The sequence below is a fragment of the Flavobacterium sp. AC274 genome, from assembly GCF_979258275.1.
In genome coordinates, this window is sequence record NZ_OZ409852.1 from 1,731,538 (window position 1) to 1,753,625 (window position 22,088).

Sequence of the window (22,088 nt, forward strand, 5' to 3'; positions counted from 1 at the left end):
ATTTTAACTAAGATGAGTAACACCCTTTATGTAACGACTCTTGAGACAAAAGAGCATAAAGATCAACGAATGGCCTGGTGGCGTGAAGCAAGTTTTGGACTTTTTTGCATTGGGGAGGCTACTCCGGACTGGCGGGACACTATACAGGACCAACTTTAATAAAATCAGGTTCGGGAATTGGACCTGATTATTGGATGCAGGATTATTATTCAACTTATCGCCCGGAATGGATTAATCCGGATGGAACTATTAAAATCGATCCCGCTACAGGTGAGCCTTACAAACCCGGCCAATATGCCGAATGGATTATGTTTGCAGCCCAGATTCCGAGAAACGAATACAAAACACGCTGGCAGCAAAATTTTACGGCACAAAACTTCAATGCTTCAGAATGGGTAAGAATGGCAAAGGAGGCCGGTATGAAATATATTGTCGTTACCGCCAAACACCATGAAGGTTTGGCTTTGATGCACACTCATCATGTTGGATATAATATTGAAGATGAAACCAATATTGCAGCCGATGTTTTAAAAGACTTGGTGACTGAGGCTCATGCAGCAGGATTGAAAATAGGATTTTATTATTCTCAATGTCTGGACTGGATGAATCCGGGAGGAATGGGATGGATTCCTCAGAATACAACACCCGATCATGAGGCTTCCTATCTGGAAAAGGCACAATATACTGATACTATTGTGGTTCCTCATATTCAAACCATGATTAATGACTATAATATTGACCTGATTTGGTGGGATATGGGAGGCTCCAGTACACCCGAATTCCGGTATCGAATGATGAAAGCAATTAAAAACATTCCCGGATCAGATCGTTTGATATTCAATAACCGAATGGAAGATGGTTTGACAGCAGATTTTAATACTCCTGAACAAAGTATTCCTACTATGCCGCCAAATGGAGATGGAACAGATTGGGAAACTTGTATGACAATGAATGACAATTGGGGTTATGATGCTTATGATCCGCGTTGGAAAACCGAAAAAGATTTAATTCAAAAGCTGATTGATATTGTTAGTAAAGGAGGTAATTTTCTTCTCAATGTAGGTCCGGAGGCAGATGGGACATTTCCGCCCGAAGCAATCGACAGACTTAATGGATTTGCCTATTGGATGAGTATAAATAAAATGGCTGTCGATAAAACCCAAGCCAGCCCGTATACCACACAATTACTTTGGGGACGAGCTACCAGCAAAATTATCGACGGAACACAATACTTATACCTGCATGTATTTGCAGATTATTGGCCTCTGAATGAAAAATTAAATGTTCCTGATCTGCCTGATGGAAGTGTTGTAAAAGCGTATTTCCTTGCAGATATTCACAAAACAGCATTGGATATAACTCCCAATGATGGGTTTTCCGGGTATACTATTTCGGTGCCTGCAGCTCCTTTGGATAATATCAGTACAACCATTGTCTTAGAAATGTCAAGAATTGTGGATATTCTTTTCACTTTTGTTAAACAATTCAATGATGGTACACTCAATTTGAATCCAATCGATGCTGTTGCTCCTGGATTAAGCATTCAAAATGCACCGCTATATGAACTTGGGACATGGGTTAATGATGCTAACTTTGCCACCTGGCACGTTGAAGTTATTCAATCCGGAAATTTCATTTTAGATGCAGTTGTATCAGGCTATTCGGGACAGTTTGTGCTAAAAGTAAATGGAGTAGATCAAGGACCTTATCCATTTACAATTACAACAAGAGGTTTTGAAAATTATCAAGTATTATCCATCGGAACAATTAATTTACCGGTTGGTATTTATAACATCGAACTGCACCGTATTTCGGGCGGAGGATGGGATCCTGTAAATGTGCGTCAAATTTCGATTCATCCCCAAATTGATAGAACTCCTATTATCAATCAAAATGCAGATAGAACCCTTGTTGTTGCCGGACAAAATGCCATATTGCACGGAAGCGGTATTGGGATAGGAAACCCACCTTATTACAGCATTGCCGGATGGACAAATCCAGCTGCTTATGCATCTTGGAGAGTGAAAGTGAATGAGGCAGGCATTTATCACTGGCAATGTGAACTGGCGGGTATTTCCGGTAAATTTCAATTGGTGATAAAAGATATTTCAAGTATTATTTATCCGTTTACAACAACTGACAGTAGTTTCATGAACTATCAAATCAAGCAATTAGGTGATGTTTATCTGTTCGAAGGAATTTATTATATTGAATTGCACCGTATTTCAAACGGAGGATGGGATCCTGTCAATGTGCATGAAGTAACCTTTTATCAAGATCTGCTTGTTGATACTGTAGAAGTAACCGATGCAGGTTTGGATAAGACAGAATAAAAGAAAGAAATTGTCTTTAGGTTTTTGGAATCAAAATATCGAAAATTTTGTTGACCAAAAAGCCTGAGAATATAGATTCTCAGGCTTTTTTATTTTTATTTCGACCTTTATTGCACAAAATTCGAATCTTTTATTAATAGATTTTTAGTTTTTAAGCGACTTAGCAGAGGTTTGAAAAGAAAAGTATTTGATTTTCAATGTTTGTCATAAATGCTAAATAAACTTGAATCTATTAATTATGTAATTGATTTTTGAGAGCATACAGTTTACTTCTAAGATTTTGTAACATTAGAAGATCAGCGGCTTTGTCTTTTGTTCCTGATAAAAAAATGGCTTTCCCGATAGTCATTTTTAGTTCGTGTCCTTGTTTGTTAAACATTTCTGAAATCAGTTTTGAAGTTTGCAACATCGGGTGAATTGATTTTAGCATACTGAAGAAAAAACCATTATTTCCATGAAAATATATAGGTAAGATAGGTACATTGGCTTTGCTGATAATTTTTCCTACTACAGGATGCCATTCCGGATCTGTGATTTTACTTGTCTTAAAATCATATGATGAAACTTCTCCGGCAGGAAATATGGCGACAGGAATACCTTCTGATAAAGCTTTAAACGTCATTTTTAATCCTGTGATACTGGCAGAATTTTGTACATTTTCAAATGGATTTACCGCAATAATACATTTTTCAAGATTTGGAATTTCCTTTAATAAAAAATTCCCCATATACATGGTGTCAGGACGTATTTTCGCAATTGTACTTAATAAGGCTAATGATTCGATACCTCCATAAGGGTGATTAGCCACTACGATAAAGGCTCCTTCACTTGGGATATTTAATAATTCGGCAGCATCATACTTGACTTTTACGCCTATTTTCGTTAAGGCATAATTGGCGAAATCTGCACCTTCAAGATTGCCTGCTTCCTTAACCATTGTATTTAAATTGTTAATTTTCATTACCTTCATTAAATAAGAGGACAATCCCGGGATAGGAATTTTAGAAAGGCCGGCAGCTTCAGAAAATTTTTCTTTGGATATCAATGTCATATGTTATAACTATTAAAGTTAAATGCGAAAACTAATAAAAAACCTAAACGGAATTGAAATTAGTAATGCTATTGTTTATTTGCGAAATTTTTTATTATAACTTATGACTTCAGGAAAGAATTTTAGGTTCTAAAAGTAGAAAAGCTTAATTCATCTATATATTCTTTATTGCAATCGCGGGTAAAGATACTCGGATTTTATATGCAAAATTGAATATGCAAAAACATTATGAAGAATGAAGATGTTTATTTTAATGCTGTCTTTGTAATTGTAGAAATAAAAAAAGGTAAAACACATTTATGTATTTTACCTTTTTTTGTGACCACGGTGGGATTTGAACCCACACGCCCTTACGAGCACCACCCCCTCAAGATGGCAAGTCTACCGTTTCTCCACGTGGCCTAAAATGAAAAAAGGTCAAGTAATAAATTACTCGACCTTTTGTGACCCGACTGGGGCTCGAACCCAGGACCCCATCATTAAAAGTGATGTGCTCTACCGACTGAGCTATCGAGTCATTGCTTTCAAGAAACTTATTTTGTTAGTCACAAATTTTGTGACCCGACTGGGGCTCGAACCCAGGACCCCATCATTAAAAGTGATGTGCTCTACCAACTGAGCTATCGAGTCATATGTTCCTTGAATGCGGGTGCAAATATAAGGAGTTTATTTTATTATTTGCAAGCAATTTTATTATAAATTTGTCTTTTTTTAAACAAAATTTACAATCCCCTAATTTATAGTGTTTTATTAGAATGAAAAAAATCGTCTTATTAGGATATATGGGCTGCGGAAAGTCAACAATTGCCCAAAATCTTTCAAAAATTACCAAAATCCCATTTTTAGATTTGGATAAATGCATCGAAAAAAGAGCCAATTTATCAATAAATGAGATTTTCGAACAAAAAGGAGAAATCTATTTTAGGAAATTAGAACACGAAATGTTTGTCGAATTGCTCCAATCTACAGAAAATAGTATAATAGGTTTAGGTGGAGGTACACCTTGCTATGCCAATAATCATGAATTATTGAAAAAAGATGATGTTACATCTATTTATTTAAAAGCTTCAATAGAGACTTTATATAATAGATTAATTCACAACAAAAGCAAGCGCCCGTTGATTGCTAATATGAATGAGGAAGAAATGAAAGAATTTATCGCAAAACATTTGTTCGACAGAAGCTTTTATTATAACCATGCACAGCATAAAGTGGCGGTTGATAATAAAACAGTCGAAGAAACAGTTGAAGATATTTTAGAAATTCTAGCTTAAGAAAGCATAATCATTGCCATTGTCATCAAAAATTACCTGAACATGTTCAAGTAAAGAAGTAGAAAGTGAAATTCCTTTAAAATCTGCTTTTACAGGGTATTTTTTATGATTTCTGTCTACAAGTACTGCCGTTTTGAATTTTTTAAGCGGAACGTCTAAAAAATGACGAACGGCGTATATTAAGGTAGTGCCTGAATTTAATACATCATCAACCAATACTAATCCTTTATTGGAGTATTCTGATGCGTTTAATGATGTTTGTATTGGTAGTTGCGGATTTTGTTTATCGACCTTAACTTCGCAAAGTGAAATTTTAAGAGTAGAGATGTTGCTTAGAGCCAAAGCAATTTTTTCGGCAAAAATAGATCCGTTAGAAGCGATTCCGGCAATAACAACTTCTTCTTCATCAACAAAAGTTTCGTAAATTTGATACGCAATACGTTTTATTTTATGTTCGATTTCCTGATGGGTTAAGATGATATTTTTGCTCATGATTTTATTTTTTGCTAATATAACTAATTTAAATTCCAATATAAAAAATCCAAATTCCAATTTTAAGAAAGGAAATTCCAATTTTTAATGCTTAGGTTTGTTTTTAGTTTTTTTGAATTTATATATTATAATTAGATACGCTCCGATTTTGGAATTTGAGATTTATCCCGACGCTTCGGGATTGGAATTTAATTTTCATCTTCGTCATCAAAAATCTCGTTTCCATATTCGTCAATATCTCTTCGGTCTTTTTTGGTTGGTCTTCCTGTTCCGCTTTTGCGATAGTGCTCTTTAGAAAGTTTTAATAACTCTAAATGTGCATATGCTTCTGCAGGAGTTTCGTTTTTTCGATAGATATCGACAAGTTTTGCCCCAACACGACTTTCAGGAATATCCAAGACAGTAATAATTTGTGTAATCTGATCTTTTCTAAAAGTAATTCTGTCCGTAGGAAAAACTTCTTTAGATGGCTTGGCAACCTGCCCATTTACAGTAATATGGTTTTTTTTACAAGCCTCAGTAACCATGTTTCTGGTTTTGTAATAACGAACGCACCATAGGTATTTATCTATTCTCATAATTTTTCTAAAATCCAAGTTAAATTCTTTACAAAAATAAATCAATATTGTATCTTGCGCACCTAAAAAATTAACAATAATGAATAAATTTAAATATTATTTTGTTTTATTGCTCGCTGGTATTGCAATAGTTTCTTGTAACAAAGGTGACGATGATACTCCTGTTGAGCCTTTAAGAGACTATCAGGAGCAATTTAATACAGATAATGCTAATATTGAAGAATATTTAACTACAAATTATATTACTGTAACAGAAAGTGCCGGTACACCTGAAGATCAGGATGTTGTTATAGATAGTATTACAGATCCTACAACACAGCCTTCTATAATGTCTTATTTGAATAGTGAAACTTTTCCAAAGTTGTTGGCAAAAAATGTTGATTTAGATGGGGTTACTTATAAAATGTACTATTTGATTTTAAGAGAAGGTACAGGAACATCACCAATGAATACTGATGGAGTTTTAGCTGCATATAAAGGAGAATATTTAAGTCGTGTTGCTAAAACGGATAAAGCACCTACTTATTTGAAGACTACTTTTTTGAAGAAGTTAAGTTTCCACAAACAAGTGTAGACTTGTATACGGCGATCGTTGGTTGGGGTGAAACTTTTCCTGAGTTGAAGACAGGAACTTCAACTACGCAGGCGGATGGGACTATTAAATATGAAAATTTCGGGTCTGCAGTTTTATTTATTCCTTCAGGTTTAGGTTATTATGCCGGAAATAATTCGATTCCTTCTTACTCTCCTTTAATTTTTAGTGTTAAGTTTTATGATTATAAAAGACTTGATCATGATTTTGATGGAGTTTTTGATTATCAGGAAGATATAAATGGAGATCGTTATGTTAGAGATTTTAGAAATACAACTTTATATCCAAATGCTCCGGTAAATCCGGATGATACTGACAAAGATGGTATTCCTGACTTTTTAGATGCTGATGATGACGGAGATGGTTTTACAACTTTCTATGAAATATCTAAACCAACAGGACAAATTGGTAATGTTGGTGGAATTAATTACGGAATAAGTGCTTATTATCCTTGGAGTCCAATTGTGGATAATCCAGCTACGCCAAATACAGATGAAACAGAGCCTAGAGGAATTCCAAGAAGACCAACAGGCGAACTTACTAATCCAGCAGCAGCAGAGTCGGCAACAAATCCTAGAAAATATATAGAAACGGATTATACAGATGAGCCAAGATTAAGAATACACTTGGATAATACATATCCTATTAAGAAGCAATAAAAAGGATTAAAAGATAATTTTTTGAAACCTCCAAGTCTTATGATTTGGAGGTTTTTGATTTTTTATAAATCTGATTGTAAATCATTTTTTTATCAAATTTGAAGAAGCTTTTCATAAAATAGTTATCTTGGAATTAAAAAAGAATATGTTGTTATAAATAATAAGAGATAATCAAAATATGAAGTTAATCGATAAATTAAGTGACTTTTATGATAAGTTAACTAATGCTGATTCAGATTGGAAGAATAGGACGTATGACTTTTATTTATTATTTGGGAATGAAGACGAATCCAAATCGCCTTGGCTGAAATCAAATTGGAACTCAAATTTTAAACCTTATTTTGAAGCAATACTGAATCAGATTGAAAATAATAATGAGACGGGAATTCGTGTAAATAAATACAAAACTGAAAAAAGAGTATCTCAAAAAGAAAATGAAGAATTCATTTATCATTCTGAAATGAAATTGGGAAGATTAAAGTGGAATGATAAATCGCACGATAAATGGACAGTAGAAAATGGGAATGAAGAATACTTTCAAAGTTTTGAACTTTGGTCACCAATTTGGGCAGTTTGCGAAAAACGTCAATCGCCTCCTGAAGTCTTTATTTCGATATCGAATCAAAGAGATTTTGATAATTCAAGAGATATTCAATTTGGTTATTTTATAGTAGTTGCAATTGCAAAAAGTTTGAATGTTGATGCAAAATCTATTTTGTCTGATCTTTCAAAAAAAGTAAATGCAAAAGCAACGGTTGTAAAATATAGAAGATGGGAAATACCTGAAAAAGAAGGAAAATGGGTTTTTATAAATGGAATTCAGGATACTTTTAGTAATAGTATTTATGAAAAAGATTTACATGCTTTAAATTTCGATGAATTAGAATTTGAGCCAGTATGGGAATTAATTCACCGACAGAAATAAAATAATAGAAAGAAGACAAGACATAAAAAAACCTCGAAAGTGATTTCGAGGTTTTTTTGTATAAAGTAAGAAAACTAAAAATTATTTTCTTTTGATAACTTTTTCTACAGCTTCAACAATAGCCTGATTGTTTAATTTGTATTTCTCCATTAATTGCTCTGGAGTTCCAGATTCACCAAAACTATCGTTTACGGCAACAAATTCTTGTGGAGCAGGAGTGTTTAGAGCTAATACTCTTGAAATGCTTTCTCCAAGACCTCCAAGAATGTTGTGTTCTTCTGCAGTTACAACACATTTTGTTTTTGCCAATGATTTTAGAATCGCTTCTTCGTCAAGAGGTTTAATTGTATGAATGTTGATTACTTCAGCAGAGATTCCTTTTGCTTCAAGAGCTTCAGCAGCGATAAGAGCTTCCCAAACTAAGTGTCCTGTTGCAACGATTGTAACATCAGTTCCTTCGTTTAGTAAAATAGCTTTCCCAATTACGAAAGGTTCGTCAGCTGGCATGAAGTTAGGTACAACCGGACGACCGAAACGTAAATAAGCAGGACCATGATGATCTGCCAATGCTAAAGTAGCCGCTTTAGTTTGGTTGTAATCACAAGTGTTGATTACAGTCATTCCAGGCAACATTTTCATTAATCCAATATCTTCTAAGATTTGGTGTGTTGCTCCGTCTTCACCAAGTGTTAAACCTGCGTGAGAAGCACAAATTTTTACGTTTTTATCAGAATAAGCAACAGATTGACGAATTTGATCGTAAACTCTTCCTGTAGAGAAGTTAGCGAAAGTTCCTGTAAAAGGAATTTTTCCTCCAATTGTTAAACCTGCAGCAATACCAATCATGTTAGCTTCAGCGATTCCAATTTGGAAAAAACGCTCCGGGTGATTTTTCTTGAAATCATCAAATTTTAATGATCCAATTAAATCAGCACAAAGTGCTACTACTTTTTCATTTTTTTGACCTAATTCAGTCATTCCCGCTCCAAAACCCGAACGAGTATCTTTACTTCCTGTATTTGTATATTTTTTCATTTTGTTTTATTGCTGTACGCAGTAGGCTGTAGGCAATAGGCATAAAGCTTATTGCTTAAAGCTTAAAGCTTTTTTTAATAATCGATTTGATCTGCAGAATAGTTTTGAGCTAAAGCACTTGTCAACTGATCGTTGTTTGGCGCTTTACCATGCCATGCATGTGTGTGCATCATAAAGTCTACTCCGTTACCCATTTCAGTATATAATAAAATACAAACTGGTTTTCCTTTTCCTGTTCTTGATTTAGCATCTGTTAAACCTGCAAGAATGGCATCGATACTGTTTCCTTCTTTAATTTCAAGAACGTCCCAGTCAAAAGCTTCAAATTTAGCACGAATGCTTCCCATTGGTAAAACTTCGTCAGTTGTTCCGTCAATTTGTTTTCCGTTAACGTCTATGGTTGCAATAAGATTGTCTACTTTTTTAGCAGAAGCATACATGATCGCTTCCCAGTTTTGACCTTCTTGTAGTTCACCATCTCCGTGTAAAGTATAGATTAAATGATTGTCGCCATTTAATTTTTTTGCCTGAGCTGCTCCAAGAGCTACAGATAAACCTTGTCCTAATGAACCAGAGGCTATACGAACTCCAGGTAATCCTTCGTGAGTTGTTGGGTGTCCTTGTAAACGTGAGTTTAATAATCTGAAAGTGGCAAGTTCTGAAACAGGGAAATAACCGCTACGTGCTAAAACGCTGTAAAATACTGGGGAAATATGACCATTTGAAAGGAAAAAGAGGTCTTCTCCAATTCCGTCCATATCAAAACCTTCTTTACGGTCCATAATATTTTGGTATAGTGTTACCAAAAATTCAGTACAACCTAGTGAACCACCTGGGTGTCCTGAGTTGACAGCATGTACCATACGAAGAATATCTCTTCTTACTTGGATAGTTAAATCGCTTAATTGTTGTGTGTTAGGCTTCATTTTGTATGTAAAAGTTAAACTGAAGCAAAAGTAATTTTTATTTTGCGGGGAGACAAATGATTTTTTGTATTAGTTTGATGCAATTGTTAAATTATGCTTCTTTTTTTATTGATGTGAAAAAAAACTTCAAAATCTTGTAAATTGTATATAAAAAAATGCCACACATTAAAAGATTAAATTGATTTTAAAAATCTGTTCAAATCTTTTAATGTGTGGCAAAATAAAGTTGTGAAAATTCTTGTATTAAGGGCAAAAAGGGTTATTCAGTGTCGCTTTCGCTGTAGAAATTGTTTTCTTCGTCTTCCGAACCAATGTCTTCTTGTTCGTCATCAAGTTCAGCTCCCGGAATATCTAAGTCATTTCCTAACTTGTCACTGTTTTGTTTCCATTCATTGTCATAGTTATCGTTGTTAATGACTGTTCTTTCACCTGAAATTCCTTCCGGATCAATATCTTCCAGTTTTTCTTCCTGATTGTAAATGTCTTCGTTTGCCGGATAATCTAGATTATCCAGATTTCTTTCAATTCGTTCTTCGGGTGTTGTGTTTTTATTTTCTGAGCTTATCATGATTTCTATAATTTTAATTGATATTAATTTAGTTTTTCCAGATATTTAAAATTAAGAAATCAATACTCTTATTATGTTACACTTTATTAATGTGGTTGTTGTAACTTTTACATTTAGGTTATTTATCGAAAAGCTGTCAGATGTGCGCGTTAGGGATAGAAGCGAAAAGCCCACAGCCTGACGAAGGAAGTGCGAGGACTTGCAGCGGATAGCCCGACCGGAGGGAACGCCCAAAATTTTCTAAATTTCAATTTTTTGAAATTCCAAATTCCAAGCTTTCGGTGCTCAAAAATCATTATCTAATTTTCTAATTGACAAATTTTCTAATTAATTAAATTTCCCTGAAATTAGTTTATCTTTGCCGTCCCGAACAATCGGGAGAAAAAGAAACAGATGAAGTTTGATTTATTACAAAAAGATCCGCAGTCGAAAGCGAGAGCGGGAAGTATTACTACAGATCACGGCGTAATTGAAACGCCTATTTTTATGCCTGTTGGTACGGTTGCTTCGGTAAAAGGAGTGCATCAGCGTGAATTGAAAGAAGATATTAATCCGGATATTATTCTGGGAAACACATACCATTTATACCTGCGTCCTCAGACTGAAATTCTTGAAAAAGCCGGTGGATTGCATAAATTCATGAACTGGGATCGTAATATTTTGACAGATTCTGGTGGATACCAAGTGTATTCTCTTTCGAGTAATCGAAAAATTAAGGAAGAAGGAGTGAAGTTTAAATCTCATATTGACGGCTCTTATCACTTTTTTACACCAGAAAATGTAATGGAAATTCAGCGTACAATTGGTGCTGATATTATCATGGCTTTTGATGAATGTACGCCTTATCCTTGCGATTATAGATATGCACAGCGTTCGATGCACATGACGCACCGTTGGCTGGATCGTTGTATCAATCATTTAGATAAATTGCCTTTTAAATACGGTTACGAACAAACATTTTTTCCAATTGTTCAGGGAAGTACTTATAAAGATTTGCGTCGTCAATCTGCAGAATATATTGCAAATTCAGGTCAGCAGGGAAATGCAATTGGAGGATTATCAGTAGGAGAGCCTGCTGAGGAAATGTACGCAATGACAGAAGTTGTCTGCGAAATTCTTCCGGAGGATAAGCCCCGTTATTTAATGGGTGTTGGAACACCAATTAATATTCTGGAAAATATTGCATTAGGAATTGATATGTTTGACTGTGTTATGCCAACGCGTAATGCCAGAAACGGAATGTTGTTTACAGCAAACGGAACTATCAATATAAAGAATAAAAAGTGGGAAGACGATTTTTCTCCAATTGATGAAATGGGACATACTTTTGTTGATACAGAATATACGAAAGCTTATTTACGTCACTTATTTGCTGCCAACGAATATTTAGGGAAACAAATTGCTACAATTCATAACCTTGGTTTCTATATGTGGTTGGTTCGTGAAGCTAGAAAACATATCTTAGCAGGCGATTTTAGACCATGGAAAGAAATGATGGTTAAAAATATGAGTCAAAGACTATAAAATATGTTGATTTGTTTAATCGTTTATTCGGTTAAACGATTAAACAAAAATCGATTAAACTTTGCTATGCTGACAATAATAGATAAATATATTTTAAAAAGATATCTCGCTACCTTTTCGGTGATGTTGTTATTATTTGCCCCTATCGGAATCGTGATTGACGTTTCTGAAAAGGTAAATAAGATGTTGGAAAACAAGATTCCGTTTATGGATATTGCGTTCTATTATTACAATTTCACAATCTATTTTATCAATTCCTTATTTCCGATATTTTTGTTTTTATCGGTAATTTGGTTTACATCAAAATTGGCCAATAATACAGAGATTATTGCTATTTTGAGTTCTGGAATTTCATTTACACGCTTTTTACGACCTTATATTATTGGTGCAACAATCGTTTCTATTTTTGTATTGTTGATGGGATTTTTCATCGTTCCTGCCGCGAGTGAAGGATATAATAATTTTAGATATACCTATTTAAAAGGAAATGGAAAAGAGCTCATGCGGGGTGAAAATACCAATGTTTACAGACAAATTAATGATAACGATTTTATTTTTGTAAACAGCTTTAATGAAGAATCAAAAACGGCTTTTAATTTCACACTGGAGCATTTCGAAAAAGATAAATTAAAATATAAAATTACAGCAAGCCGCATCAAGTGGGATCCAAAGAAGAAAACATACACCATGTATGATTACACTAAAAGAACACTTGGAGACCTGAACGATGTAATTGAAAAAGCCCCTGAAAAAAATACAGCTTTTAAGTTTGAATTAGAGGATTTAACTCCGGTAGTTTATATTGCCGAGACCTTAACTTTGGGTAAGCTTTATAAATTTATCGAAAAAGAAAGAAAACGTGGTTCCGGAAATGTAAATACCTATTTGGTTGTGCTGTATAAAAAATACAGTGTACCGGTTTCGGCATTTATTTTAACGATTATTGCAGTTGCCGTTTCAGCAATGAAACGCCGGGGTGGAATGGGAATGAACCTTGCGATCGGAATTGCAATTGCCTTTTCATTTGTGTTTTTTGATAAAATATTTGGTACTCTTGCCGAAAAATCTACTTTTTCACCTTTACTAGCTGTGTGGTTCCCTAATATGGTTTTCGGAATTCTGGCAGTTTATTTATTACGTAATGCGAAACGATAATTTAAAAAGTTATTTAAATCTTCATTTAATTGTTTTTATCTGGGGTTTTACAGCCATTTTAGGAGCTTTAATAACAATTGATGCCGAAAATTTAGTTTGGTTCAGAATGTTTCTTGCAGGGATATTTCTTGCTGGTTTCATTGTCTACAAAAAGCAGTCTTTTATAATATCAGCTCAGTCTTTTGCCAAATTAATTTTTGTGGGATTGTTGATTGCACTTCATTGGATTTTCTTTTTTAAGGCCATTCATGTTTCTAATGTTTCGATAACCTTATCAATATTTTCTTTGGGTGCTTTTTTTGCCTCTTTATTAGAACCGCTTTTTTACGGAAGAAAAATATTATGGTACGAAGTTTTCTTCGGATTGATAATAATTGGAGGTTTAGCACTAATTATGCAGGTTGAGGTTAAATACTTAAGCGGAATGTATTACGCCTTGGCTTCTATTATTTTAGGCGTTTTGTTTACCTTAATGAACGGAAAATTAATATCTGATCATGAACCTTCTGTAATTACATTTTATGAATTTGGTGCAGGAGTTTTCTTTATTTCTATTTATTTTTTGGTACAGGGAAAATTCACTGCTGATTTTTTTACAATGTCATTAAACAATTGGGTTTTATTACTCATTTTAGCATCGGTTTGTACGGCTTATGCATTTACGGCTTCGGTAAAAGTAATGCAGAAGCTAACGCCATATACAGTAATGTTAACCACTAATTTAGAGCCTGTTTACGGCATTATGCTAGCTTATTTTATTCTTGGAGGAAAAGAAAAAATGAGTACCGAATTTTATATCGGCGCAATCATAATTGTAATCACAGTTATTCTAAATGGTGTTTTTAAACATTATCAAAACAAGAAGAATCTGTAATACTTTACTTATTTATAAATTACATTTTTACATTTTAAACACGAATTAATCATACGAATAGTATAATATTTTTATATTTGCGGTTCGATTTACAAACAAAATTCAAAAATCCATGGAATATTTAGATTTTGAGCTTCCAATAAAAGAACTTGAAGAGCAGTTAGAAAAGTGTGTTATAATTGGGAAAGAATCTGATGTTGATGTAACACCAACTTGCAAGGAAATCAACAAAAAATTAGAACAAACAAAAAAAGACATATATAAAAACCTTACGGCGTGGCAAAGAGTTCAGCTGTCAAGACATCCTAACAGACCTTACACTTTAGATTATATCAGAGCAATTTGCGGTGATACTTTTTTAGAACTTCACGGAGACAGAGGTTTTAAAGATGATAAAGCAATGGTTGGTGGTTTAGGAAAAGTAAACGGACAGTCGTTTATGATCGTAGGTCAGCAAAAAGGATATAATACAAAAACACGTCAGTACCGTAATTTTGGTATGGCAAATCCTGAAGGATATCGTAAAGCTTTGCGTTTGATGAAAATGGCAGAGAAATTCGGAATTCCGGTTTTAACTCTTGTAGATACCCCAGGTGCATATCCAGGACTTGAAGCTGAAGAAAGAGGGCAGGGAGAAGCTATTGCCAGAAATATTTTTGAAATGGTTCGTTTAAAAGTGCCAATCATTACCATTATCGTTGGTGAAGGTGCCTCAGGTGGGGCTTTAGGAATAGGTGTTGGTGATAAAGTATATATGTTAGAAAATACTTGGTATTCTGTAATTTCTCCAGAATCATGTTCTTCTATTTTATGGAAAAGCTGGGAATACAAAGAACGTGCAGCTGATGCTTTAAAATTGACATCATCTGATATGAAAAAACAAAAATTAGTTGATGATGTAATTCCGGAACCATTAGGTGGAGCGCATTATGACCGCGAAACTACTTTTAAAACAGTAGCCGAATATATTACAAAAGGATATAACGAATTGAAAGACTTATCAACAGCCGACTTAATTGCTCAGAGAATGGACAAATATAGTAATATGGGCGAGTACAAGGAGTAAATTCTTACAATAATGTTTAAAATCCGAAGCCCTACAGTTTCGGATTTTTTTTGGTTATCAACAAAAAAACTTATTTATAAACAATTAATAGTTATAACTCGATAGCAATTTTTTTTAAATTTTGTTACTTTCGCTATATGGAAAATTTCAAGAACATAAACCCTGTAAAGGTAGATAAAACCACCATTATTAATTTAGAAAAAGGAAAGTTACCGCCACAAGTACTTGAATTAGAGGAGGCTGTACTTGGTGCGATGATGATTGATAAAAAAGGTGTGGATGATGTAATTGATATTTTGCAACCGGATGCTTTTTATAAAGATGCACACAAATATATTTTTGAAGCGATTGTGCAGCTTTTTACTGAAACGCAGCCAATTGACTTATTAACCGTTTCGGCTCAGCTGAAAAAAATGGAAAATTGGAAGTTGCAGGAGGAGATTTTTATTTAATTCAGCTTACGCAAAAAATTGCCTCTTCGGCGCATATTGAATTTCACTCACGTATCATACTTCAAAAGTTTATTCAGCGAAGTTTAATTCGAATTTCTTCTGAAATTATCGAAGCCTCTTATGATGAAACAGCAGATGTATTTGATTTATTGGATCAGGCTGAATCAAAATTATATGAAGTAACACAAGGAAATATTAAACGAAGTTCTGAAACAGCGCAAAGTTTAGTTTTACAGGCAAAGAAACGTATTGAAGAAATTGCCGGAAAAGAAGGATTGAGTGGTGTTGAAACCGGTTTTACTAATTTAGATAAACTGACTTCGGGATGGCAGCCAAGTGATTTAATTATTATAGCGGCCAGACCAGCGATGGGAAAAACCGCATTTGTACTTTCAATGGCCAGAAATATTGCTATTGAGTTTGGACATGGAGTGGCATTATTTTCTTTAGAGATGGCCTCGGTTCAGTTGATTACAAGGTTGATTTCATCAGAAACGGGACTATCATCGGAGAAATTACGTACCGGTAAATTAGAACCCCATGAATGGGAAATGTTAAGTACTAAAGTAAAAAACTTAGAGAAAGCACCATTGTATATTGACGATACTCCATCTCTTTCTATTTTTGATTTAAGAGCAAAATGCCGTCGTTTGGTTTCTCAGCATAATATCAAAATTGTCATTGTTGATTATTTGCAATTGATGACTGCCGGTGGAAATGGTAAAGGAGGAGGAAATCGTGAACAGGAAATTTCTACAATTTCCCGAAACTTAAAAGCTTTGGCAAAGGAGCTAAATGTTCCGGTAATTGCACTTTCGCAGTTATCTCGTGCCGTTGAAACGCGTGGATCAAGTAAACGTCCGTTGCTATCGGATCTTCGTGAATCTGGAGCAATTGAACAGGATGCCGATATTGTTTCGTTTTTATATCGACCAGAATATTACAAAATTGACGAATGGGATGATGATGAGGCTTCGCCAACTGCAGGTCAAGCTGAAATAATGATAGCCAAACACCGTAATGGTGGTATTGAAAATGTTCGTTTAAAATTTATTGGACACCTTGGAAAATTCGATAATCTTGATGATTTTTCAGGTAGTTATGACGATTTACCATCAAAAATGAATCATGATGATAACCCGTTTATCACCAAAAATCTGCCGTCGGCAAATGAAGCATTTGGAAGTAATCTGAATGATGACGATGATGACAGCGATGTACCGTTTTAATTTTAAAATATAAAAGAAAATCTTCAAGAGTTTTTAACTGCCTTGAAGATTTTTTTCGCTAATAATTTAGATTTTTAGTACACTATTTTGCACAAATAATATTTCTTAGATAAGAATTAATTCGGTAGATTAGCCAAACTATTAACAAACCAATTGATTAAATCTAATATTATTAACTAATTTAAAATTGTAAATTATGAGCGAAGAAACCTTTCCCGGACCAATTCAAATTCCATTAAAAATAGCTAAAGAATGGGAGAAGAGATACGAGGATGACACCACCGTTGAAGACCCGAAAGATAAAGTCAAATCTTATTTAATTCCACGTGAAAGTTTAGAATTTGTATTACAGCTTGATGCAGATGCAGTTCGCGCTTACATAGGTATTAATGACCAGGGAGAAAAGACATTGCTTTTTGTTGGAGCAAAATTTGATAAGGAAACAGGTCAATATATTGATGTCTACGGACCTCCTACAAGTCAACAAAACAGATCGGCTGCCGAAGAGATTGTTTATGATGGTGTAAGATCTTGCCCTCCATATTGATTTTTAAATTATATTAAAGTGGATGATTTTTTAATTTATTCAGGATATTTAATTTTATTATTAAACCTAATATTATATTCATATAGCTTTTTCCGTAAGGGAAAAGCTAATGTTTTTTTTGTTACTTATTTAGCCTTTGCATTTTTAATGCAGTTTTCGATGGAGGTAATGTATTTCCTAAGAATGAAGAATCAATTTGTTATCAATATATTTTTTGCAGGACAAATGATACTATTAGGATTGTTCTATAATTCATTATTGCAGATTAAAAATCAAAAAATATTTGTTAAAACTACATTAGCAGTTTCATTATTAATTTTGGGATTCCAATTAGTTTTAGATCCTTACCAGTTTGTAAAACTTAATTTATTCGAAATTATTTTAACCTCTTTACTGCTGGTTGTTTATGCTTTGATTCACTTATATAATATGCTTACAGATAATAAAAAATACTATTATGTTAGTTTTGGTTTTGTAATGTATTTATTGTCAAGTACGGTTTTGTTTTTAGTTGGAAACCTTTCATCAGGACTTAGTGATGATGTGAAATTTTTAACTTGGATATTTAATGCATTTTTAATTTTGGTATTGCAATTCTTTATTTTATACGAGTGGATAAAAAGTTTTTCAGCCAAAGCTTCATTAGTTTAATCACAATTCTGTAATAAAAATTTTGCTATGAATGCTAGTACAATTCCGGAAAAAGAACTTGTTGCAGTTATTTTATATATTTCCCTTTTCTTTATAATTGTTGCTATTATACTGATAGTATTTTTCTATTTCTCAAGAAAAAAATAATTCAGAAAGAACTTGAAAAAAAGATTTAGTATTACAATATCAAAAAGAGCAGCTTCATGCTATTATTCTAACACAGGAAGAAGAACGCAAAAGAATTGCTCAGGACCTTCATGATGATATTAGTTCAAAATTAAATATAGTGTCATTGAATAGTCATTTATTAACTTCTCCAAATTTAACAGAAGCTGAAACTATTGAAATCACAGAAAATATAATTGCTCTAACTACAAAAGCTTTAGAGAATTCCAGAAAAATTGCCCATAATTTATTGCCGCCCGTTTTCGAAAAATTTGGATTAAATGCCGGTGTTGAAGAATTATGTGAGGAATTTGAAAGTAGTAAAGCCGTAAAAGTTTATTACAAAAATGAAATTGATTTTGATGAAAATGAAATTGATCGTCATTTACATGTTTTTAGAATTTTACAGGAATTGATGAATAATTCGCTACGACACGGAAAAGCAACCGAAATTTGGATCGCTTTTAAAATAATAAACAGAATAAACACTTGTCATTATGAAGATAACGGCGTCGGTTTTGATTCTCAAAATATTGAAAATCAAAAAGGACTTGGCATGAAAAATATTGATAGCAGAATTTCTGTTTTAAATGGAACAATTAAAATAAATTCTGAAATTGACCATGGTATTGCGGTAATGTTTACTTTTTAAAGGTCTTTTAAGATTAATAATTGTATTTGATCAATAAAATAGATTGCTTTTTCTCGTTTTCTAAAGCATATTTTGTAATTTCGAAATTCCAAAGAACCAAATACATAAATAAATGAGCAGCATTGTAAAAATTGCTTTAGTCGATGACGAAGTTTTATTTCGGAAGGGAATCGCTTTTTTATTGCAAAAAGAAGATAATTTTGAAATTATTTTTGAGGCTTCAAACGGAGAAGAGCTTATTTCCAAATTAAATAGCAGCGAATCAAAGCCGGATATCATTATAATGGATTTGAAAATGCCTGTTTTAAATGGGGTTGAGGCCACAAAAATTATTCGCAAATCTTATCCTGATATCAAAATAATTGCGCTAACCAGTTATGATACAAAATCATTTGTTGCTAACATGATTCAGGTTGGTGCTGTTGCTTATTTGATAAAAAATACAACCCCCAAAGATTTAATTCATACCGTTAATGAAGTTGCAAAAAAAGGATTTTATTACAGCCAAATAGTTTTAAAAACAATTCAGGAAACTATTGTTTCATCTAAAAACTCAAAAGGAAATTTAGAAACCGGTTTTCTTTCACCTCGTGAAATAGAAATTCTTCAACTTATCTGTCTGCAAAAAACAACCACAGAAATAGCAGATCATCTTTTTTTAAGTCCAAGAACTGTTGAAGGGCACCGCAATAATCTATTGCTTAAAACTGAATCCAGAAATATTGCCGGATTAGTTGTTTATGCGATTCAAAACGAAATAGCAGTTTTAACAATATAAATTTTAGCTGGTTAAAAATTGAATTGACAATACATAATAAACAATTATTATCATTATTAGGGCGCAAATACCTATTTTCTGTAATATGCTTAATCCTTTTGGTTGGTTTTTACTGCCATTAAATTTCATTGCTAGATTTTTCACTGTTTCATTAATTGGTTATTTCGATAAACAAATTTAAATAGAAACTATATTTTCATAATAGGTGTTTATACCTGATTTTGTAATAAATTTTGAATTTGAAAATTATTTTAACTTCATAATTGTTTAGTGTAGTAAATTACCCTAAGCTATTGTGTTTTTTAATTCTTCCTTTATATCTTTACTAAAATAATTTATAATGCATAAAAGTTTAGCTTACATATTTATATTTCTTTTTTCTTTGACTGTTAAAGCTTCATTTCTTCTACTTCCAATGGATGAAACAACACAGCAAAATCATCTTAAAGCATATGGAATTACATACTGGTGCTTAAGTAAAGATTACAAAGCCAGCTGGTTGCTAAATTATAGAGGCGGCTCTTTTTTGCTTCCTGATGTTGAAGAAATCCGAAAAGAATGTCAAATTCGTGGAGTAAGCTTTGAAGTGCTTTCAGATAGTGAACAAGCTTCGATTTTAAATGAAATCTCCAGTCCTTCTCAAAATATGGAATCTGTGATTCTCGAAAAAGCACCAAAAATAGCTGTTTATACACCAAAAGGTAAACAACCCTGGGATGATGCGGTGACATTGGTTTTAACATACGCCGAAATACCCTTTACACCAATTTATGATGAGGAAGTTTTAAGTGATCAATTACTGCTATATGATTGGCTGCATCTGCATCATGAAGATTTTACAGGACAATATGGAAAATTTTATGCTGCGTACAAAAACACACCTTGGTATATTGATCAAAAAAAGGATGCAGAGGCTTTAGCGGCAAAATTGGGATATTCGAAAGTATCACAGGAAAAAGGAGCAGTGGCAAAAAAATAAGAGATTTTGTTATTGGCGGCGGCTTTATGTTTGCAATGTGTTCTGCAACTGATAGTTTTGATATTGCGCTAGCTGCCGACGGTGTAGATATTTGCGAAGCAATGTTTGACGGGGATGCAAGCGAACCAAATTATCAATCGAAATTGAATTTTGGAAATTCGTTTGCTTTTAAAAATTTTACATTAGAGAGGCGCCCTGAGCAATATGAGTTCTCGGATATTGATATGACTTTAAAACGCAGAATTCCAATGGAAAAAGATTATTTTTCTTTGATGGAATTTTCAGCAAAATGGGATCCGATCCCGAGTATGTTGTGCCAAAATCATACACAATTGGTTAAAGGATTTATGGGGCAAACTACTTCTTTTGATTCTGCTTTAGTAAAATCAAATGTTTTAGTAATGGGTACCTGCGAATTAAATGGTGAAGCAAGATACATTCATGGAGAAAAAGGAAAAGGAATGTTTACATTTTTTGGAGGACATGATCCCGAAGATTTTCAACATCAGGTTGGTGATCCGCCAACGGTATTAGATTTACATCCTAATTCGCCGGGTTACAGATTAATACTTAATAATGTATTGTTTCCTGCAGCCAGAAAGAAAAAATTGAAAACGTAATTAGTTTAAGGAAAATTCAAACCAAATCGGAATATGATCTGATATTTTTCGGGCTTCTTGCAAGGAATCAAACGTTTTATAAAATGGAATTATACCAGAGTTAATATATTTTAAATTGTTTTTCTTATAAAAAATATTGTCAAACTCAGATGCCAGACAGATATTATCTTTGCATTCTTGTTTTAATGTTGTCTTTTGTTTTTCTAAAATAGGAGAGAACCCCATTTTTTTCAAGGGATTAAAAACGGTATGTGATTCCGGGCAATTAAAATCCCCGATAAAGACTAATTTTAGGTTTGGATACTCTTGCGGTAAAAATTTAAAATACTTGATTTCTTTTTCAGGCTGTTTCTTTTTGGTAATAGCATGAAAATTAACTAAAGTAAGTGTTTTTTTGTCGATTATAAAAGTGGCAAAATAAGGTTCGCGGTCAATTTCTAAATTATATTTTTTTTCCAGCCAGGTATTGCCTTGAAGTTTTGCTTTTGATGTTTTCCAGATGTAGGCATATCTTTCTTTTTTGTAGCTGTCACCACTTGTAGGATTGCTAACGCTGTAGTCCCATTTTATTCCTTTTTCATTCAGAATTTCTGCCAGTTTTGCCACTGCCTGAGCACCTCCATAACCTGCTACAACTTCCTGAATTGCTATAATATCGTAGTTACGAATCGTATTGGCTATAATGTTTAACTCAGAATCTGTTTTTGATTTTCCAAAATTTTCTAAATTCCAGGAAAGAATTTTGACTTGTGAAAATGAATGAAGTGTAAAGAATAAAATTAAAAGGCTTAGACTGTTTTTCATGTAATGTTTAAAATATCAAATATAAACCATTTCCAGATTTAAGAATCAATCTGGTATTTTTAATTTTTTGATACTTTAATTCAGCAGCTAATGTTTTTTATATCTATTCTTTAAAGCAGTTGATATAATTATTATTTGTAAAACTAAAAGCGCTGGTAT

Annotated in this window: 19 protein-coding genes, 3 tRNA genes and 3 pseudogenes; 15 read left to right on the forward strand and 10 right to left on the reverse strand. The window is 33.3% G+C overall.

All coding sequences use genetic code 11. From position 1 onward, the window contains the following. Window positions 1-101: 101 nt before the first annotated feature. A pseudogene (locus ACZZZT_RS08055) lies at window positions 102-2,333 on the forward strand (alpha-L-fucosidase); the annotation flags it as partial. A 232-nt stretch (window positions 2,334-2,565) separates the two neighbouring features. Here ACZZZT_RS08055 and ACZZZT_RS08060 read toward each other — a convergent pair. From ACZZZT_RS08060 to ACZZZT_RS08075, 4 genes are all read right to left on the reverse strand, one after another. After that, window positions 2,566-3,384, reverse strand: coding sequence for a lysophospholipid acyltransferase family protein (locus tag ACZZZT_RS08060; RefSeq protein WP_042567380.1), 819 nt, complete (start codon window positions 3,382-3,384; stop codon window positions 2,566-2,568). Between the two features lie 319 nt (window positions 3,385-3,703). Then, window positions 3,704-3,786, reverse strand: a tRNA-Leu gene (locus tag ACZZZT_RS08065). A gap of 42 nt (window positions 3,787-3,828) precedes the next feature. Continuing rightward, window positions 3,829-3,901 (reverse strand) — tRNA-Lys (locus ACZZZT_RS08070). 40 nt (window positions 3,902-3,941) lie between these two features. Then, window positions 3,942-4,014, reverse strand: a tRNA-Lys gene (locus ACZZZT_RS08075). Between the two features lie 125 nt (window positions 4,015-4,139). Between ACZZZT_RS08075 and ACZZZT_RS08080 the strand changes: the two genes are divergently transcribed. Further along, entirely contained in the window at window positions 4,140-4,658 is a 519-nt protein-coding gene (locus ACZZZT_RS08080; RefSeq protein WP_463460001.1) for a shikimate kinase, read from the forward strand. On the opposite strand, the gene ACZZZT_RS08085 is transcribed toward ACZZZT_RS08080, so the two are convergent. Together ACZZZT_RS08085 and ACZZZT_RS08090 are read right to left on the reverse strand one after the other, a co-directional pair. Further along, a complete protein-coding gene (locus tag ACZZZT_RS08085) occupies window positions 4,650-5,150 on the reverse strand; it encodes a phosphoribosyltransferase domain-containing protein (RefSeq protein WP_073396779.1) in 501 nt (166 codons plus the stop codon). The two genes, ACZZZT_RS08080 and ACZZZT_RS08085, sit on opposite strands and share 9 nt — an antisense overlap. A gap of 188 nt (window positions 5,151-5,338) precedes the next feature. Continuing rightward, entirely contained in the window at window positions 5,339-5,728 is a 390-nt protein-coding gene (locus ACZZZT_RS08090) for an RNA-binding S4 domain-containing protein (RefSeq protein ID WP_042567348.1), read from the reverse strand. Window positions 5,729-5,807: 79 nt separating this feature from the next. Here ACZZZT_RS08090 and ACZZZT_RS08095 point away from each other — a divergent pair, with 79 nt between their 5' ends. The 3 genes from ACZZZT_RS08095 (at window position 5,808) to ACZZZT_RS08105 (ending at window position 7,904) form a co-directional block, all read left to right on the forward strand. Then, on the forward strand, window positions 5,808-6,302 hold the full coding sequence (locus ACZZZT_RS08095; protein ID WP_463460002.1) for a hypothetical protein: 495 nt from the start codon (window positions 5,808-5,810) through the stop codon (window positions 6,300-6,302). A gap of 2 nt (window positions 6,303-6,304) precedes the next feature. Continuing rightward, the gene (locus tag ACZZZT_RS08100) at window positions 6,305-6,979 is read left to right on the forward strand and encodes an FKBP-type peptidyl-prolyl cis-trans isomerase (RefSeq protein ID WP_463460003.1); all 675 of its coding nucleotides are present in this window, start codon (window positions 6,305-6,307) and stop codon (window positions 6,977-6,979) included. 178 nt (window positions 6,980-7,157) lie between these two features. Beyond that, on the forward strand, window positions 7,158-7,904 hold the full coding sequence (locus ACZZZT_RS08105) for a hypothetical protein (protein WP_463460004.1): 747 nt from the start codon (window positions 7,158-7,160) through the stop codon (window positions 7,902-7,904). Between the two features lie 81 nt (window positions 7,905-7,985). On the opposite strand, the gene ACZZZT_RS08110 is transcribed toward ACZZZT_RS08105, so the two are convergent. From ACZZZT_RS08110 to ACZZZT_RS08120, 3 genes are all read right to left on the reverse strand, one after another. After that, on the reverse strand, window positions 7,986-8,939 hold the full coding sequence (locus tag ACZZZT_RS08110; protein WP_073396641.1) for a transketolase family protein: 954 nt from the start codon (window positions 8,937-8,939) through the stop codon (window positions 7,986-7,988). Window positions 8,940-9,013: 74 nt separating this feature from the next. Next, entirely contained in the window at window positions 9,014-9,865 is an 852-nt protein-coding gene (locus ACZZZT_RS08115; protein ID WP_042567352.1) for a transketolase, read from the reverse strand. Window positions 9,866-10,124: 259 nt separating this feature from the next. Further along, window positions 10,125-10,433, reverse strand: coding sequence for a hypothetical protein (locus ACZZZT_RS08120; RefSeq protein WP_073396644.1), 309 nt, complete (start codon window positions 10,431-10,433; stop codon window positions 10,125-10,127). A gap of 393 nt (window positions 10,434-10,826) precedes the next feature. Here ACZZZT_RS08120 and tgt point away from each other — a divergent pair, with 393 nt between their 5' ends. From tgt to ACZZZT_RS08170, 10 genes and pseudogenes are all read left to right on the forward strand, one after another. After that, the gene (gene tgt / locus ACZZZT_RS08125) at window positions 10,827-11,957 is read left to right on the forward strand and encodes a tRNA guanosine(34) transglycosylase Tgt (protein ID WP_463460005.1); all 1,131 of its coding nucleotides are present in this window, start codon (window positions 10,827-10,829) and stop codon (window positions 11,955-11,957) included. Between the two features lie 66 nt (window positions 11,958-12,023). Further along, a complete protein-coding gene (locus tag ACZZZT_RS08130) occupies window positions 12,024-13,112 on the forward strand; it encodes an LptF/LptG family permease (RefSeq protein ID WP_042567355.1) in 1,089 nt (362 codons plus the stop codon). Next, window positions 13,099-13,986, forward strand: a complete 888-nt coding sequence (locus tag ACZZZT_RS08135; RefSeq protein ID WP_463460006.1) for a DMT family transporter — start codon at window positions 13,099-13,101, stop codon at window positions 13,984-13,986. Before ACZZZT_RS08130 ends, ACZZZT_RS08135 begins: the two co-directional genes overlap by 14 nt. 112 nt (window positions 13,987-14,098) lie before the next feature. Continuing rightward, on the forward strand, window positions 14,099-15,052 hold the full coding sequence (locus ACZZZT_RS08140) for an acetyl-CoA carboxylase carboxyltransferase subunit alpha (protein WP_042567357.1): 954 nt from the start codon (window positions 14,099-14,101) through the stop codon (window positions 15,050-15,052). A 137-nt stretch (window positions 15,053-15,189) separates the two neighbouring features. Beyond that, window positions 15,190-16,733: pseudogene (gene dnaB, locus ACZZZT_RS08145) on the forward strand (replicative DNA helicase). A gap of 196 nt (window positions 16,734-16,929) precedes the next feature. Then, complete coding sequence (locus tag ACZZZT_RS08150) at window positions 16,930-17,280, forward strand: hypothetical protein (protein ID WP_042567359.1); 351 nt, start codon at window positions 16,930-16,932, stop codon at window positions 17,278-17,280. Between the two features lie 183 nt (window positions 17,281-17,463). After that, window positions 17,464-17,931: a hypothetical protein gene (locus tag ACZZZT_RS08155; protein WP_463460007.1), complete on the forward strand. Its 468-nt coding sequence runs from the start codon at window positions 17,464-17,466 to the stop codon at window positions 17,929-17,931. 286 nt (window positions 17,932-18,217) lie between these two features. Beyond that, the gene (locus ACZZZT_RS08160; RefSeq protein ID WP_463460008.1) at window positions 18,218-18,748 is read left to right on the forward strand and encodes a sensor histidine kinase; all 531 of its coding nucleotides are present in this window, start codon (window positions 18,218-18,220) and stop codon (window positions 18,746-18,748) included. A gap of 112 nt (window positions 18,749-18,860) precedes the next feature. Further along, complete coding sequence (locus ACZZZT_RS08165) at window positions 18,861-19,526, forward strand: response regulator transcription factor (RefSeq protein ID WP_042567362.1); 666 nt, start codon at window positions 18,861-18,863, stop codon at window positions 19,524-19,526. Window positions 19,527-19,866: 340 nt separating this feature from the next. Next, window positions 19,867-21,125 (forward strand): annotated as a pseudogene (locus ACZZZT_RS08170) (asparagine synthetase B). Here ACZZZT_RS08170 and ACZZZT_RS08175 read toward each other — a convergent pair. Further along, window positions 21,126-21,929 (reverse strand): endonuclease/exonuclease/phosphatase family protein, encoded by an 804-nt coding sequence (locus tag ACZZZT_RS08175; RefSeq protein WP_463460009.1) that lies wholly within the window; start codon window positions 21,927-21,929, stop codon window positions 21,126-21,128. It lies immediately after the preceding pseudogene. Window positions 21,930-22,088 lie beyond the last annotated feature (159 nt).